Origin of the sequence: Halomonas sp. OfavH-34-E (assembly GCF_024124525.1) — a bacterium.
Lineage (GTDB): Bacteria > Pseudomonadota > Gammaproteobacteria > Pseudomonadales > Halomonadaceae > Halomonas > Halomonas litopenaei.
In genome coordinates, this window is sequence record NZ_JAMXRY010000048.1 from 1 (window position 1) to 16,061 (window position 16,061).

General features: G+C 58.4%; 16 protein-coding genes. 7 read left to right on the forward strand and 9 right to left on the reverse strand.

The features are described from left to right. The 5 genes from NH448_RS18160 to NH448_RS18180 form a co-directional block, all read right to left on the reverse strand. The coding region (locus NH448_RS18160; RefSeq protein ID WP_253029204.1) for an aldehyde dehydrogenase family protein at nucleotides 1–968 on the reverse strand (968 nt) is incomplete at its 3' end. Between the two features lie 22 nt (nucleotides 969–990). Beyond that, the gene (gene araD1 / locus NH448_RS18165; RefSeq protein WP_045995215.1) at nucleotides 991–1,980 is read right to left on the reverse strand and encodes an AraD1 family protein; all 990 of its coding nucleotides are present in this window, start codon (nucleotides 1,978–1,980) and stop codon (nucleotides 991–993) included. Between the two features lie 14 nt (nucleotides 1,981–1,994). Further along, complete coding sequence (locus NH448_RS18170) at nucleotides 1,995–3,257, reverse strand: TRAP transporter large permease (protein WP_052704569.1); 1,263 nt, start codon at nucleotides 3,255–3,257, stop codon at nucleotides 1,995–1,997. A 7-nt stretch (nucleotides 3,258–3,264) separates the two neighbouring features. Then, nucleotides 3,265–3,768, reverse strand: coding sequence for a TRAP transporter small permease (locus NH448_RS18175; RefSeq protein ID WP_045995214.1), 504 nt, complete (start codon nucleotides 3,766–3,768; stop codon nucleotides 3,265–3,267). 72 nt (nucleotides 3,769–3,840) lie between these two features. Then, complete coding sequence (locus NH448_RS18180) at nucleotides 3,841–4,857, reverse strand: TRAP transporter substrate-binding protein (RefSeq protein WP_083970693.1); 1,017 nt, start codon at nucleotides 4,855–4,857, stop codon at nucleotides 3,841–3,843. 187 nt (nucleotides 4,858–5,044) lie between these two features. On the opposite strand from NH448_RS18180, the gene NH448_RS18185 reads away from it, so the two are divergent. From NH448_RS18185 to NH448_RS18210, 6 genes are all read left to right on the forward strand, one after another. Beyond that, nucleotides 5,045–6,574, forward strand: a complete 1,530-nt coding sequence (locus tag NH448_RS18185; RefSeq protein ID WP_045995212.1) for an altronate dehydratase family protein — start codon at nucleotides 5,045–5,047, stop codon at nucleotides 6,572–6,574. A 371-nt stretch (nucleotides 6,575–6,945) separates the two neighbouring features. Next, nucleotides 6,946–8,004: a GntR family transcriptional regulator gene (locus NH448_RS18190; protein ID WP_239452634.1), complete on the forward strand. Its 1,059-nt coding sequence runs from the start codon at nucleotides 6,946–6,948 to the stop codon at nucleotides 8,002–8,004. A gap of 600 nt (nucleotides 8,005–8,604) precedes the next feature. Continuing rightward, entirely contained in the window at nucleotides 8,605–9,585 is a 981-nt protein-coding gene (locus NH448_RS18195; RefSeq protein ID WP_045995210.1) for a tripartite tricarboxylate transporter substrate binding protein, read from the forward strand. 10 nt (nucleotides 9,586–9,595) lie between these two features. Continuing rightward, nucleotides 9,596–10,066: a tripartite tricarboxylate transporter TctB family protein gene (locus NH448_RS18200; RefSeq protein ID WP_045995209.1), complete on the forward strand. Its 471-nt coding sequence runs from the start codon at nucleotides 9,596–9,598 to the stop codon at nucleotides 10,064–10,066. A 3-nt stretch (nucleotides 10,067–10,069) separates the two neighbouring features. Continuing rightward, nucleotides 10,070–11,584: a tripartite tricarboxylate transporter permease gene (locus NH448_RS18205; RefSeq protein ID WP_045995208.1), complete on the forward strand. Its 1,515-nt coding sequence runs from the start codon at nucleotides 10,070–10,072 to the stop codon at nucleotides 11,582–11,584. Then, the gene (locus NH448_RS18210; protein ID WP_253029205.1) at nucleotides 11,581–12,633 is read left to right on the forward strand and encodes an Ldh family oxidoreductase; all 1,053 of its coding nucleotides are present in this window, start codon (nucleotides 11,581–11,583) and stop codon (nucleotides 12,631–12,633) included. The genes NH448_RS18205 and NH448_RS18210 overlap by 4 nt, the downstream gene beginning before the upstream one ends. Before the next feature lie 402 nt (nucleotides 12,634–13,035). On the opposite strand, the gene NH448_RS18215 is transcribed toward NH448_RS18210, so the two are convergent. Then, nucleotides 13,036–13,524 (reverse strand): DUF2938 domain-containing protein, encoded by a 489-nt coding sequence (locus NH448_RS18215; RefSeq protein WP_239452491.1) that lies wholly within the window; start codon nucleotides 13,522–13,524, stop codon nucleotides 13,036–13,038. A gap of 154 nt (nucleotides 13,525–13,678) precedes the next feature. On the opposite strand from NH448_RS18215, the gene NH448_RS18220 reads away from it, so the two are divergent. Then, nucleotides 13,679–14,182: a helix-turn-helix domain-containing protein gene (locus NH448_RS18220; protein WP_071211073.1), complete on the forward strand. Its 504-nt coding sequence runs from the start codon at nucleotides 13,679–13,681 to the stop codon at nucleotides 14,180–14,182. Nucleotides 14,183–14,309: 127 nt separating this feature from the next. Here the strand turns inward: NH448_RS18220 and NH448_RS18225 are convergent, their stop codons facing one another. The 3 genes from NH448_RS18225 to NH448_RS18235 are packed head-to-tail and all read right to left on the reverse strand — an operon-like array spanning nucleotide 14,310 to nucleotide 16,058. Then, complete coding sequence (locus NH448_RS18225) at nucleotides 14,310–15,050, reverse strand: 16S rRNA (uracil(1498)-N(3))-methyltransferase (RefSeq protein WP_045990990.1); 741 nt, start codon at nucleotides 15,048–15,050, stop codon at nucleotides 14,310–14,312. Beyond that, a complete protein-coding gene (gene secB, locus NH448_RS18230; protein ID WP_045990989.1) occupies nucleotides 15,050–15,592 on the reverse strand; it encodes a protein-export chaperone SecB in 543 nt (180 codons plus the stop codon). Before secB ends, NH448_RS18225 begins: the two co-directional genes overlap by 1 nt. A gap of 43 nt (nucleotides 15,593–15,635) precedes the next feature. Next, the gene (locus NH448_RS18235) at nucleotides 15,636–16,058 is read right to left on the reverse strand and encodes a rhodanese-like domain-containing protein (RefSeq protein WP_045990988.1); all 423 of its coding nucleotides are present in this window, start codon (nucleotides 16,056–16,058) and stop codon (nucleotides 15,636–15,638) included. Nucleotides 16,059–16,061: the final 3 nt, after the last annotated feature.

A 16,061-nucleotide genomic window follows, 5' to 3' on the forward strand; every position in this document is an offset into this window, starting at 1 on the left:
GCCTCGACGAAGCCGTCGAGCGCCTCGCCCTTGACCGCGATCACCAGCCCCGGGTTGGTGCAGAACTGGCCGGCCCCCATGGTCAGCGAGCCGACGAAGGCCTCGCCCAGCTCCTTGCCACGGGCCTTGAGCGCCTCGGGCAGCAGGAACACCGGATTGATCGAGCTCATCTCGGCGTACACCGGGATCGGCTCGGGACGCGCCTGGGCGGTCTTCATCAGGGCGGTGCCACCGCTGCGCGAGCCGGTGAAGCCCACCGCCTTGATCCGCGCGTCGCTGACCAGCCCCTGGCCGACCTCGCGACCGGAGCCGAACAGCAGCGAGAACACACCTTCCGGCAGTTCACAGCGGGCCACCGCCTTCTGCAGCGCGCGGCCGACCAGCTCGGAGGTGCCGGGGTGGGCCGAGTGGGCCTTGACCACCACCGGGCAGCCGGCAGCCAGGGCGGATGCGGTGTCGCCGCCGGCCACCGAGAACGCCAGTGGGAAGTTGGAGGCGCCGAATACCGCCACCGGACCCAGCGCAATATGGCGCTGGCGCAGGTCGACCCGCGGCATCGGTTCACGGTCCGGCAGGGCCGGATCGTGCCGCACGTCGAGCCATTCGCCGGCGCGCACCACCGAGGCGAACAGACGTAGCTGGCCGCAGGTACGGCCGCGCTCGCCCTCAAGACGTGCCTGGGGCAGGCCGGACTCCTGCATGGCGCGCTCGATCAGGGCATCACCGAGCGCCTCGATCTCCTCGGCAATGGTCTCAAGAAAGGTCGCACGGGCCTCGAGGCCGGTTTCGCGGTAGCTATCGAAGGCCGCCCAGGCCAGTTCGCAGGCGCGCTCGACCTCAGCCTTGGAACCTGCCTTGTAGCCAGGCTCGAGGGTCTCGCCGGTGGCCGGATTGACGGCGTGGATGGGCTCGCCCTTGGCCTCGATGGCCTGGCTGCCGATCAGCTGCTTTCCTTCCAATGAATACATAAAAACTCCTTGAAAATTTGCCTTAAAGCGAATCGATTACCGGCTTTGAAGCTGACACGCGCTTCAGCACATTGCTCAACGGGCGCGTGGTGATATCACACTCGATACGCATTTCATCACCATCTTCAAGGGCAATATCATCACCGAAGCTCAGTACCGCGGCGCCAAAGAAGTGAACATGCAACTGGTTCGGCTGACAAAAGGTTGCATACTTGAAGTGGTGGTATTCAAGGTTACTCACCGAATGACACATGTGCTTTTCACCGCTCATGAAGGGGCGATGCCAAAGCTGTTCGCCACCCCGATGCAATGACACATTTCCCTTGATCTCCTCGGGGAGTTCGCCAACGAAAATCTCGGGACCGATGCTGCAATCGCGCAGTTTTGAATGCGCCAGATACAGGTAGTTCTGTTTTTCCGTTACATGATCGGAAAACTCGTTTGCCAGGGAGAAGCCGACTCTGAAGATTCGGCCTTGGTCATTGACGATGTAAATCCCGGCAAGCTCGGCTTCTTCCCCACCATCCAGGGCGAAGTCCGGCATCGTGATCTCGGCAAAAGGGGCGCGTAGCGTATGACCCGTGCCCTTGTAGAACCATTCAGGCTGCGCACCGACCTCGCCTGCTGCGGGCTTCCCTCCGGCGACACCCAGGTCAAACATGCGCTGAGTATCGGTGGGCTGTGCCGTCTTCGCCTCGACGTTCTCGCCTTCATGCATCTGGCTACGCGGAGCCGCGCTGCCAAGATGGGTCAGACCGGTCCCGGTCAACAGCAGGTTGGCAGGCTCGGGGTGGGTGATCGGTGCGCGAAGACGGCCCTCGCTGATGGCCTTGTCGTAGGACAGGGTGGCATCCGTGCGAAATTCGGACAGCACAGCGTCCAGCTTACGCTCCTGGTTCGCCGCATGAAGCGCAATGGTGTAGAGAGGCTGTGCCAGCAGTTCAAGCTCATCGCCGTTGACGATAGCCGCAACGCCCTCATTACTATCGTTTACCACTTGTACAATATGCATGAATATCTACCTTGTTAATTAATAAACGCAAGGGACAAGCCAGGAATATAAGTAATAACCAGCAGCGCAAGCAGCAGCACCAGGAAGAAGGGAAGCGAGGACCTCAGGAATTGCAAGGTGTTCAGCCTGGCGATATTACAGCTCACGAACATCAGCACCCCGAGAGGCGGAGTGATCTGCCCGATCAAGAGATTGAAGAGCATGATGACGCCGAAATGGACGAGACTGATATCCAGAGCGTTCAGCAGCGGAATCAAGATCGGAACGAGGACGATGATCACGGCGATGGTTTCCATGAACATGCCGATAACCAGCAATGCAAGGTTAAGCAGCAACAGCACCATCAACGGATCGTCAGTCAGCCCTGTAATCCATGTAACCACCTCCTGCGGCGCTTGCAGAATGCTCAGCGACCAGGCCAAGGGGGCCGAGGCAGCGATAATAATCAGGATGGAAGCAGCTTCACGAGATGTTGAAACAAGAAGCCCGCCCATATCCTTCCAGCTTAATGTCTTGTAGACAAACTTTCCGACGAAGAAGGAATACGCGACAGCGACAGCGGCAACTTCGGTAACCGTAAAGATCCCCATCCGAAAGCCGACGATGATCAGCACGGGCATCAGTAGCGCCCATACCGACTTCTTGAAGTAGCTGGCCACGCGAGAACGTTGGAAGCCTTCATCCTTCGGGTATTGCTTGACGACGCTGATACCGGTGATAAGAAGGGTCAGCAGCAGGGCGATCAGAAGGCCTGGCAAGATGCCCGCAATGAAAAGATCGCCGATGGAGATATTGGCCTGCCAGCCGTACACCACCATCAGGATCGAAGGCGGAATGATCGGCGACAGCGTGGCAGAAGAGGCGGTCAGCGCAACCGAGAACCCCCGATCGTAGCCGTTTCGCTCCATCTGCGGGACCATGACCCGCGTGGTGGCTGCACAGTCGGCAAGAGAAGACCCGGAAATGCCCGCCATCAAGACGCTGGAAAGAACGTTGACGTGGGCGAGCCCGCCTCTCAAGTGGCCTACCAGCGACCGTGTAAAATCAAAAAGCCGTTCGCTGATGCCACTCTTGTTCATGATGCCGCCGGCGAGCATGAACAGCGGTATTGCCAACAGTGGAAAGGATTCGACCCCGGAAGAAACCCGCTGAGCCAGAACATTCAGCGGAATATCCAGAGAAATAATGGATACGACAGAGGCGCCGAGCATCGCCAGGGCGATCGGCATACCAAGGAGGATCAGGGAAAAAAGTATAGCGAGTATAATAATCAGCATTTCACACCTATACATTTTCCATGTCGGTTTCGAATGCATTGAAAGAGCATTCGACCACAGCGTTCACCATTAAATGAAAAACACTGAACACAAAGAATATCGGCATCGCATAGGCGAACCAGGCAAGCGAGATACCCAGAATAGGAGAGGTACTGCTGGCAACCGTCTGACAGTACTCGTATCCGAGGAACGCCATGGCGCCAAGAATCACGATAGAAAGGACGAGCACCAGGGTATGTACCACACTTCTTATGCTTCTCGGCATCGCAGCTACCACTGAATCTACGGTGATATGCTGCTTTTCAGCAAAAGCCACACTGGTTCCGACAAATGTCAGCCAGACAATCAATAGTTTCGACACACTTTCGCTCCATACAAAGGGAGCACCAAGAATGTATCGAAATGCCACCCCCAGTGTGAGAAGCAGTGCCATCACACCGAGGATCACGCCGATGGACACCTTCTCGGTCGCAAGCAGACCGCTGTTCACTTTTACGAGAAAACTAGTCATGTATCACCATTGACCAATCGCCGCCTTGCCCTGCGCGTCAACTCGGCGAGGCAAGGCGGGAGGTAGCAGTAGTTAGTTGCGATAGTTTTCAATCGCGGTCATGACGCGACGATAGTCTTCTTCACCCCAGCGATCGACCAGGTTTTCCCTGGCTTGCACTGCGGCTTCCTCGAAGGAGGCACGGTCGATATCTTCGATGACGTTGATGTTGCCACCCGCACGAAGCTCTTCGAGCATGGAACCTTCACGCTCGGTCTGCAGCTCGTAGTTCTCCTGGGCAAGCTCTTGAACGACCTCTTGGAGAATTTCCTGATGGCTTTCCGACAGTGACTCGAACTTCTGCGAGTTCATCAGGACAACCTGGCTCTGCAGCATATGCCTGCTCATGACCAGTTGATCCTGAACTTCATAGAACTTGCGGGAATAGATGGTGGGAATCGGATTCTCCTGTCCATCGACAGTCCCCTGCTGGAGCGCCAGGTAGACCTCGCTGAACGGAATCGGGGTGGGTGAGGCGTCGAAGGCTTTTACCATTTCTACCCACGCCGGCGACTCGGGCACGCGCACCTTGAGGCCCTTCATATCCTCGACGCTATGCACCTCATCACCGTTGAAGGTGAGGTTGCGCCAGCCCCAGTACCAGGTCTTTGCCAGAGGTACCAGGTTATGCTGCTCCTTCAGCTCGTCAAAGATCGGCTGATAGGCCTCCCCCTCGAGGATATGTCTTGCTTCATCCCAGCTCTGGAAGATGAAAGGCGCGTTTGAAATCTCCATGGCGGGGAGAAGCGTACTGGCACCGGAGTACCCTGGCACGACAATGTCGATGGAGCCGTTCTTGGACTGCTGGAGCAGCTGTACCTCGGAACCTAGCTGCTCACTCGGGAAGACCTGAATCTTGAGCTCGCCATCGGTCCTTTCTTCTACCCGTTCGCCCAGCTCACCCAGCAATTCATAGCTAGCTTCACCAGGATTGAAAGTGTGGCCAAGTCGCAGCGTGGTCGCTGCGTGAGCGGTACCAGCGGCAAACACCATGGCGCCTGTTGAAAGCGTAAAGGTTGCAGCGGTCAATAATGCTTTTGCTTGTTTCATCGAGTCACCTGTTGTCGCTGTTTTTTATCGGCCCTGGTGAGGGCGACCGGGCAGCATGCGGGGCCAAAGCTAAAGCAAATGCTCATTGCGCGCAATGACCATTTTGTGAGACTATAGTCTAATCGCCACGATTGCCAAAGCTGATAGGCTTTCCGCCAGTTTGTGATTTCTCTTCCAGAGGCCGTCCATGCAGCTAATTAACAACACGCCTGCTGTCATTCGTTTGCATCCCCAGGACAATGTCGGGGTCGCCACTCGTGCCCTGCCGAAAGGTATGCCGATTGACGACGATTCGAACCTGTCCTTGCAGAATATTGACGCGGGCCACAAGGTTGCCTTGAAGGCAATCGCTGCTGGCGACAGCATCACCAAATATGGCCAGGTCATCGGCAACGCCAGCAGTGACATTGCTCAGGGCGAGCATGTGCATACGCACAACGTTTCGATGCTCGAGCGGACCACTTCTCTGGAAGGATTTTCGCCGGCAGCGATGACCAACGCCGACGAGAGCGAGCGGCATTTCAATGGTTATCTACGCTCGGACGGCCAGACAGGAACAAGAAACTATATTGGCATCCTCTCCACGGTGAACTGCTCGGCAACGGTCGCAAAAATGGCCGCAGAACAGCTCAATGCATCCGGAGAGGTCGAAGCCCTGGGCTATGACGGAGTCGTTCCGGTAACCCATGGCTCCGGCTGTGCCATGAATACCGAAACAGAAGGCTTCGCCTTTCTGGAGCGCGTCATCGCAGGCTATGCAAGACACCCGAACTTCGCCTTCGTATTGATCATTGGTCTCGGCTGCGAGACCAATCAGGTCAAGCAATTAGTGGAAAAATCGGGATTGACCGATACATCTCGTCTCTACTACTTCAACATCCAGGATGTTGGCGGCACCAGGGCAAGCATCGAACTGGCGCGCGAGAAGATCCTCGATATGGCCCGTAGCCATCCAAGAGCCGAGCGCCAACCCAGTCCTCTCAGCAACCTTACCGTAGCGCTTCAGTGCGGCGGTTCAGACGGCTACTCGGGCATCACCGCGAACCCAGCCCTCGGGCACGCTGCGGACCTCATCGTCAAGCATGGTGGGAGCGTGATCCTCAGCGAAACTCCCGAAATCTATGGCGCCGAGCATCTTCTCCTGGATCGAGCCATCAGCAAGGACGTGGCAAGCAAGCTCCTGGATCGCATCGCCTGGTGGAAGCACTACACAGAGATCAATGGCGCCGAGCTGAATAACAACCCGTCTCCGGGAAACAAGGCCGGAGGTCTGTCGACGATCCTGGAAAAATCGCTGGGTGCCGTCGCCAAGGGCGGATCGACCAGTCTCAACGACGTACTTGAGTATGCCCAGCCGCGCACGCAGCCGGGGTTCAATTTCATGGACAGCCCCGGCTACGACCCGGTATCGGTGACAGGGCAGATCGCATCCGGTTCCAATATGGTGTGCTTCACGACGGGGCGAGGTTCGGTATCAGGCTACAAGCCAGCACCGTCCATCAAACTCGCGACAAATACCGCCATGTATGAACGCATGTCCGAAGACATGGATATCAACTGTGGCGTTATCGCTGACGGCATGGCGAGTGTCGAAGAGGTCGGCGAGATGATCTTCGAGCGGATCATCGCGGTCGCATCGGGCGAATCCAGCGCTAGCGAAACCCTGGGGTATGGCAACAATGAGTTCGTCCCGTGGATGGTCGGCGCCGTGACCTAGGCCGCCGCCTTGACTGCAGCGGCCATGGGTCACGGACACCAGCGCAACGAAAGCTTGCCGCGAGTGCCCCCTGCGCGTGACGGCGGTACGCAGCAGGCAGGGGATGCACGTCTCGCCGATGCAGTCCTTTGGGCTAGCCGGCCAGGGTATTGCGGGCCCCGGGGGGCCAAGGCCAAATGGGTCGAGGACAGTCTGTCCGACGACGAAAAGACCGCCCCTGCGAGGCCCGATGCCAGGCGATCAGTCTTACAGCGCTCGGCTTCAGGCCCTTTGGCGCTAGCGGTAGGCAAGCCGACGAACAATGATCTGAGCCAAGCGAATACGGTTTCTTGAAGGGTAGACCCCTCCATTGACACTATCGCCATCTCATCATGGCAAGCTTCAAGCGCAAGGCCGGAAAACCACCACAACAAAAGCTAAAAAGAATTGTTGCGACACGGTATTGGAGAGTCGAGATGGGTACGCTAAAGGATCAGCTCTACCACATATTAACCGAGAGCATGGAAAGCGGTAGCCTCGAAACGGGGCTTGTTCTGCTGGAAAGCAATATTTCCGAGCTTTTCAAGATTAGTCGTTCCCCTGTGCGTCAGACGCTGGAACGGCTTCACAACGAAGGAAAGATCAGCCGCTTTGATGGCAGGGGCTACCTGGTGGGGAGTCAGCCTTCTGACGTTATCAGACGCCAACTCACCGAGAAGGACTTCGCACAATCCAGCGGAAAGATGGCGGTCCGCCGGACCGACTCCTGGCGAAAGTTTGCCGAAGAAATCGAACGCGATATCGTTCTCTGCTCCATGCTAGGTCGTATGGAGCTAAACGAACTAAAACTGGCAAAGTTTCTCGATGTTAGCCGAACCACGACTCAAAAGATTCTCCTTCACCTTCAGTCCCTGGGTGTTGTTGAAAACAACAAGTACAGTAGCTGGACAGTGGTACCACTGGATGATGACAGACTGCATCAGCTATACGAGGCTCGACAACAGCTTGAGCCCTTCATGATCGCCCAAGCCACCGAAAAACTGCCCAGTGCCGATATCAAACGCTACATTGACCGGCTCGATAGCGCAGAAAACCAATACCCGAACATCCGGGGAGAGCTTCTCGACGAACTGGAAAACGACCTGCATCAACATGCCATGATAGCGGGGGGTAACGATGAAATCGTTACCATGCTTCAACGTACCCGCCCCATACTCTTGATAAGCAAGCACCTTCTCGGGAGTAAGATCGACTTTCCTCAGAGCGATCCCTTCTTTGACGAGCATCGCGAAGTTTTCAGTTTGATGCTTTCGCGGAAGCCGACTCAGGCTCGCCATTCCCTGTTCAGGCATCTCACGGCGTCAGAGTCCAAGGTACAGCATCGTTTGGAGCAGTTTCGCGATAACCCGGAAGTCGATATCCCGGAATATCTTCGCAGCCCCGGCGGATAGAGAAGTCATTGCTATCGGGGCTTGGACGACGACGAATTGTCTTCGACAAGCAGAGTCTACCAATGCCAGGTGCCCTGCCCCAACCGGCGCCTGGCTCTCGCGCACCTGGGGGACCTCCTTGTAGACTTGCTACCACCATGCTTCTCCAACCAGGTTCGCCATGCATCGGGGCGTCTTTTTATTCCGGATTTGCATTAACAAAGCCAATTTCTAGACGGCGATGACTCTTGCCTACCCTCCCTTATAGCCGTCATCTTTCTGGCGATCTGAGCCGCTGGTGGCCAACAAGAGTCCACCATTGTGTCTGTCGGCCAGGGTAGAGCAATGGTCCACCGCCAATTGAGACGGCTAGCAACCATCTGTTATTGAATGGTTTTATAGTCTTTTCTGCCTCTCTGCGGCCTCGCCACGGGAATCTTTTGCTTGGCCGACCCGAGCGCTTATCGCCTTTTCTTCCGCGTGAATCCGTGGCTCACAAAAGAGCCATTTTTCGGCCGGGAACTAAACTAAAGTCTAAAAAACGTTCATTGTACGCAATGAACACAGCGTGCTAGATTCGTTACTCCCTACAATCCATAATTAGACGATCCAGGCATGCCAATGAAAGCCATAATCAACACAAAAACCGTCAAGACCGTCACCGCAACGCTGTTGCTCGCAGCCTCCAGTTCTGCCTTTGCTGCCTATCCGGAAAAGCCCATCACCATCATCGTCCCCTGGGCGGCCGGTGGAGGCACAGACGCCACCGCGCGGACCATTGCCACCGCACTCGAAGAAGAGCTTGGCCAGACGGTCAACGTCGTCAACCGCACAGGCGGCAGCGGCGTCGTCGGTCATAGCGCCATGGCCACGGCTCGCCCCGATGGCTACACGCTGGGCCTGGTGACTGGCGAGCTCAACATGATGCACTGGCAGGGGCTGACCAACCTGACTTACGAAGACTACACCCCGATCGGGCAGATCAACTTCGACTACCCGGGGATTCAGGTCCGCGCAGATGCTCCCTATGAGTCTCTGGAAGACCTGGTAGCAGCCATCCGGGAAGAACCCAAGGGAACCTTCCAGGCATCCGGTACCGGTCTGGGGGGCGTCTGGCACCTGGCCTTCGCCGGTTTCCTGATGGATCAGGGTATGGAAGCTGACCGCGTCACCTGGATTCCCAGTCAGGGCGCCGCACCGGCCATGACCGAACTTGCCGCTGGCGGCCTGGAGATCGTTCCGAGCTCTGTTCCTGAAGCACGTTCGATGATCGAAGCGGGACGTGCCAAGAGCCTGGGCGTGATGGGACCGGAGCGCATCGAGAGCTTCCCTGACGTTCCGACTATCCAGGAGGCGATCGGCAGCGACTATCTTGTCGGCGAATGGCGCGGCATTGCTGGGCCAAAGGGAATGGATCCCGAGGTCGTCGCTACGCTGGAGACCGCACTGGAAGCAGCTTACAACAGCGATACCTATCAGGACTTCATGTCCCAGCAGGGGTTCGGCACCGAGTGGCGTAACGCGGAAGAGTTCGGCCAGCTGATGGTCGAGATGGACGCGGTCTACGGTGAGATCATCGAGAACGTCGGTCTGGGCAAGTAAGGATTGCTAGATGAGAGATTTCATCTTGGGGCTAGCCTTCATGCTGTCGGGCTGCATCGTCATCTATGTAGCCCAACAGTACCCGACGATGGCTAGCCTGCAATTTGGGCCATCTCTGTTTCCCTCCCTCATTGGGGGAGGGTTTCTTATAGGTGGTTTGTTCCTATCGGTAAAGCAGGTCCCCATTTTAAAGACCCAGTATGCCAGTAACACTCCGGGCAATAACCGGCCGCTTCCTATCCGGTCGCTCCTGGCGTCACTTCTTCCCTGCGTGATGATTATCTTCTATATCCTCACCAGTGAATTCCTGGGCGCAGCGGTTAGCCTCGCCATTGGTATTTTCGTTCTTATGCTTTCCCGTAAGGCTTCACTTCTTCTATCCCTGGCTGTATCCATACTCGCATCGCTAACCATATATTTTATTTTCTCCACCTACCTAATGATTCCCCTTCCCGAAGGGTTGATGAGATTCTGGGGATAAGTCATGGATACCATTCTTCTAGGGTTACAGCTAGTCTTCAATGTCGAGACATTGCTCGTCATTCTAGCCGCCTCCGTCTTTGGTGTTTTCGTCGGTGCTGTACCAGGTCTTACGGCTACCATGGCGGTGGCCTTGCTGGTCCCGATCACCTTTTACATGGATCCGGTTCCGGCTATCGCGGCGATCGTGACCACATCTGCCATGGCGATATTCTCCGGCGACATTCCTGCGACCTATCTGAACATTCCTGGCACACCATCCTCCGCTGCCTATGTAGGTGACTCCCACCTTCTGGCGCGGTCCGGACGGGCCCGGGAAACCCTTGGCGTCAACCTGGTTTGCTCGGTATTTGGTGGAATCTTCGGCACCATTATTCTTGTCTTCGTTTCTCCGTCACTGGCGGAGGTCGCTCTTCAGTTCAGTTCATTTGAGTATTTCTGGCTGGCCTTGCTGGGTTTGAGCTGCTCGATCTTTATCGCTATCGGCTCCAGGGTAAAGGCCTTCCTGTCATTGATGATCGGCCTTCTCTTGTCCACTGTCGGGCTGGACATGATGAGTGGTGCTCCTCGTTTTACCTTCGGCATCCCGGACCTCATGGCCGGGATCAACTTCATACCGGTCATGATCGGCATGTTCGCGCTCAACGAGTTGATGCTCTTCTATGGTTCACGTGGCGATGGTAGAGCAATGCCGTCGCTCTCCAAGGATAGCGTCTTCAGCCAAGTTCCAGGACACCTGAAGGCCTACTGGCCCAACATGTTTCGCGGAGGATCGATCGGTACCCTGATCGGGGCGCTCCCTGGCGCCGGTGCCGACATAGCCGCCTGGATTTCCTACGCCGTGGGCAAAGGTCGCTCAAAGCAAAAGGAGGCATACGGGACGGGCCATATTGAAGGGATTGTCGATGCCAGCTCCGCCAACAACTCTGGCATCAGCGGCGCCTGGGTGCCGGCTTTGGTGTTCGGCATCCCGGGAGACTCTATCACGGCCATCGTCATCGGGGTGCTGTACATGAAGGGCATGAACCCCGGCCCCACCATCTTCATGGATGGCAGTGGGTTGATCTATGCACTTTTTGTCGTCTTTTTCCTGGCTAACCTGGTGATGCTGCCCATTGGATACGCCGCAATACGGTCGGCAAAAGTATTTATCCTGACGCCAAGGAAGGTACTTATGCCGATTATCCTTTGCTTCTGCATCGTTGGCGCATTTTCGATCAACAATTCAATTACCGATGTCTGGATCATGCTTATTATCGGCGCGGTGGCATCGATCCTGGCGAGGTGCGATTTCCCGATGGCGCCCGCCATCCTGGGGCTGGTGTTGGGCACTACCCTGGAAAACAACTTCATGAGCTCCATGCTCAAGAGCAATGGCGACCTGCTGGCCTTCTTTTCACGCCCGATCAGCGCAGGGCTGGGCGCCCTCGTCATTCTGCTGTGGCTATCGCCGTTGCTGACCATGGCCTACAAGAAGTTCAAGCACGCCAACTCCAACAAGGCACAGGAATTATCATGAGACGCTATACGACACCGTGGTTGGAAGATGTCCTGGTGACACTTTTCAGAGAAGCCGGCGCATCCGAAGAAGTCAGTCGGACGACCAGCAGCATCCTCATCGAGGGGGACCTGCTGGGACACCATACCCATGGGGTAAAACTGGCCAACGGCTACCTCAAGGACTTGAAGTCCGGCCATGCACGTGGTGATGCGTCGCTGCTCGAATCCCGCCAGATCAGCCCTGTGGCGGCGGCCTACGACGGACACTATATCCTCGGCCCTTACCTGGTCCAGAAGGCGCTTGAGCAAAGTGCTGATGCGGCCAGGACGTCGGGGATCGGTATCGTCAGCATCAAGCGATCCCACCACATTGCCTGCCTGGCCTCCTATCTGAAGCCCTTCGTCGACCAGGGGCTGATGCCGATCATCATGACGTCTGACCCGGCGGTAAAGTCGGTGGCGCCGTATGGGGGGCTCGATCCGGTCTACACACCCAACCCGATCGCCATGGGAATCCCGAGCCGAATCCAGCCGATCATGCTGGACGTCAGCATGTCCACCGTCACCAACGGCAGCGTGGCCAAGGCCAGGGCCGAGGGCTCAAGGCTCGATCATCCGGTCATTCTCAGCAACCAGGGGGTCGTCAGCGACAACCCTGAAGACTACTTCACGGATCCTCAGGGCAGCATTCTCCCGCTTGGTGGGCGCGAGTTTGGCCACAAGGGCTTTGCCATGGGATTGATGGTCGAGGCACTGACCTCGGCCCTTGGTGGCTTCGGACGCAAGGACGATCCAAGTGGGTGGGGGGCCTCGGTGACCGTCATGGTGATCGATCCGGCACTATTTGCAGGGAGCAGCGACTTCCTCGACGAAACCGACCACCTGGTCGAAGCCTGTCTGCAAGCCAAGCCCGTTGACCCCGAACGTCCTGTGCGGCTGCCAGGCCAATCGGGGCTCAGGCGTCGCACCGAGTTTCTCGATCAGGGCATCCCGCTTCCCGGCGAAGTGGTCGCAGAGCTTCGCAGCGCCATCGAGGATTCGTCATTGAAAGGAACCCTGGACGTTTGAGCCATCAAGGCTGACCGCAATGCTGCGCCAGGGACGAATGAACCAGGGCATTGTCCCTCGTCCCGGCATCCTGGATAGCCCGGCTCACATAAGCCCGGCTCACATGAGCCGGGCTATTTACGAGAGGCTATTGGCGTCCTGCGGGGGAAAGGCTGGACAACCACGCCCAGCCAGCATGTAAGCGCTCACTAGCACGAATTTACACGCCGGTATTGCAGAGCTCAGGCGCTCGTCGTACGCGCCCTAGGCGCTGTCCGAAAAGTCGACGAGCGAAGGTTAGACAAGGCAAAAATCGGTGAGAAAGCGCAGTTTACGGGGTGTAAATGAGCATTTTGACCGGGCTGGCGCACCAGCCGATTTTTAACGCCGTATTACCGAGCGCAGGCACTTTTCAGACAAGCCCTAGAAGGCGAGCATGCCCCCAAGCCCGGATACCCACAGGCCGATACCGAAGCTTGCGTGCGCCGTCAGGCTGCGAAGCCTGGCGATGTTTGGCCGAGGCGTCCTGCGCGCGGCGATGCCTGCGCCCAGCCCCGGTTGCAGTACCAGAAAAGGAGCGAGCACCGTCACCACACCGAACACCAGCGCGGGCACGAGCGCCGGTCGTTGCTGCCAATCCGATCCGACAAGTACCAGAAACACCAGGGCGAACACCACGCCCGTCAGATAGTGAAACGCCCACCCCAGCGCCGCCTCTGCGCGTATCGGCGCGCTTCCCGAGATGGGGCGATGGACGACAGTGCCTCCCGCCAGGTGACCCAGCCAGCGCCCCACCAGGGCGTAGTCCAGGGAGGGAATGCCGAGTACCCGGCGCTGCACCAGCGCGACGACATCCATGAAGGCGGTCGCCCCCACGCCAAGCCAAAGGGCATCAACCAGAAGTTCTGCCACTGCACTACTCCTTCAGCAAAGAGAGCCCGCTGCCGAGCCGATCGAAGAGAAACGCATCCTGAGGATCAAGAGACGGCAACGTCGCGCGCTCTCTTGCAGATTCAGGCAAAGCCGAAGTAGCTTACGACCTCAAGTCAACTTGAGGTCAAGCGCTATGCTCGACATCTCCGAGGTCTCCCGGCAAAGCGGCGTCGCCGCGTCGAAACTGCGCTATTACGAAGAGATCGGGCTGATCCGTTCGATCGGACGTAGTGGGCTGCGGCGGGTCTTTGCGCCGGACGTGCTGTCACGCCTGTCGCTGATAGCCCTGGGACAGGCAGCCGGGTTCTCGCTGGCCGAGATAGGCGACATGCTTGGCCAGGAAGGCAAACCCGACATCGACCGCGAAAGACTGGGTGCCAAGGCGGACGCCCTGGACCGGCGCATCAAGCAATTGAGCGCGATCCGCGATGGCCTGCGCCATGCCATGACCTGCACCGCACCTCGCCACCTTGAATGCCCCACCTTTCAGCGCCTGATGCGCATCGCGCTTGCCAAACAGTCAGCGCGGGGGCCTGGGCGACAAGGGGCGAAAGGGGCAAAAGCAGCGAGAGGGGCGAGAGGGGCGAGAGAGGCGAGAACCCAGCATGGACAAACAAGACTGAAACGAGATGGCTGAACGGATCTCTGCCACTAGCGCAAAAAAGGCCCGACTCCTCGAAACAGGAGCCGGGCCTTTTTCAACACGCGGATCAGGATGCCGGATCGGGTCAGCCGGGACGACGCTGAGCGCCAATAGTAAGCACTTACACATCCCCGAAGCGTGATTGCAGAAGCGTCAGCGCGACCACCGGGGCGGTTTCGGTACGCAGGACCCGTGGTCCCAGGGTCAGCGCCGCAAACCCTTGTGCCGTCGCCGCCTCGACCTCGCGTGGGGACAGGCCACCCTCGGGGCCGATCAGCACGCAGGCGCTGGCGACATGCTCGGCGCGCTCGAGCACGCCTGGCGTACCCGGGTGGAGCACCAGCCTGAGCGCCTCGTCACGCTGGCCCAGCCACTCGCTCAGCGACTGCGGGGCCTTGACCTCGGGCACCGTGGCGCGGCCGCACTGCTCGCAGGCGCTCACCGCCACCGCCTGCCAGTGGGCCAGCTTCTTTGCCTCACGCTCGCCCTTGAGGCGCACATCGCCGTGCTCGGTGTACAACGGCGTAATCGCGGCGACGCCGAGCTCCACCGCCTTCTGGATGGCGTAGTCCATGCGATCGCCCTTGGAGATCGCCTGCCCGAGATGGACGGACAAGGGCGATTCGCCCTTACCATCGCGCACCTCGAGTATGTGAACGCTTACTTTCTTGCGATCGGACTCGGCGATGTCGGCGCGGGCTTCGCGACCCTGACCGTCGAACAGCACCAGGGGATCACCGGGCTTGAGCCGCAGCACGCGCCCCACATGTCGCGCGGCTCCTTCGGGCAGAACGACGTCGCCGCCGGCGACAAGCGCGGCGGCGACGTGGATGCGGGGGCCCTGGAAGGCGGCGTCGCTCATCAGTGGGCGGTCGGCGCCTGCTCGCCCTGGGCAGTGCCCTGAGCATCGCCCTGCTCGGCCTCGCGGCGCTTCTTCTGGGCGTAGAGCGCCTCGAAGTTGACCGGTGCCAGCATCAGCGGCGGGAAGCCGCCACGATTGACCAGGCTGTCGACACACTCGCGGGCGTACGGGAACAGCACGTTGGGGCAGAAGGCACCCAGGGTGTGGTCGAGCTGGTCACCTTCGATGCCGGTGATGCGGAACAGGCCGGCCTGTTCGATCTCGGCCAGGAAGCAGGTGGTGCCGCTCTCGCTGTGGGTGACCTGGGCGGTGACCTTGATCACCACCTCGAAAAGGCCGTCGGCGACCTTGGTGCTGCGGGTGTCCAGGTCGAGGCCGACCTTGGGCTTGAACGGCTGACCGAAGACGCCAGGTGAGTTCGGCGCCTCGAAGGAGATGTCCTTGACGTAGATGCGCTGCAGCGAGAACTGCACCTGCGGCTTTTCCTGATCCTGCTGACCGGCGGCCTGGGCGCCAGCGTTCTGGTTGTTGTCGTCTGCCATGAGAAAGATCCTTGAATCGGGTAATCAGAAATCGTGCGGACGGTCACTTCTTGACGATGGGCAGGTTATCGGTCTGCCACTGGGTCATGCCACCCTTGAGCTTGAACACGCGCTCGAAGCCGGCCTTCTTGAGCTTGGCCGCCACGGCGCCGGAGCTCTGGCCGTGCTTGCACACCACCACAATGGGCGAAGCCTTGACCTTGTCGAGCTCGTTGATGCGGGAATCGAGGCTGCTCTGGGGAATGTTGCGAGCGCCGGCGATGTGTCCCGCCTTGAAGTCGTTCTTGTCGCGAACGTCCAGAATCACCGCGTCTTCACGGTTGACCATCTGGGTCGCTTCGCTGGTGGTGACGCCACCGGCGTTGGCGTTGCGCAGCTCATACAGCAGCCAGGCCGTCAGCACGGCAAGGAAGGCAGCCACCAGCAACGGGTGATTCTGCACAAATTCGAACAGCTGATCGATCATGGG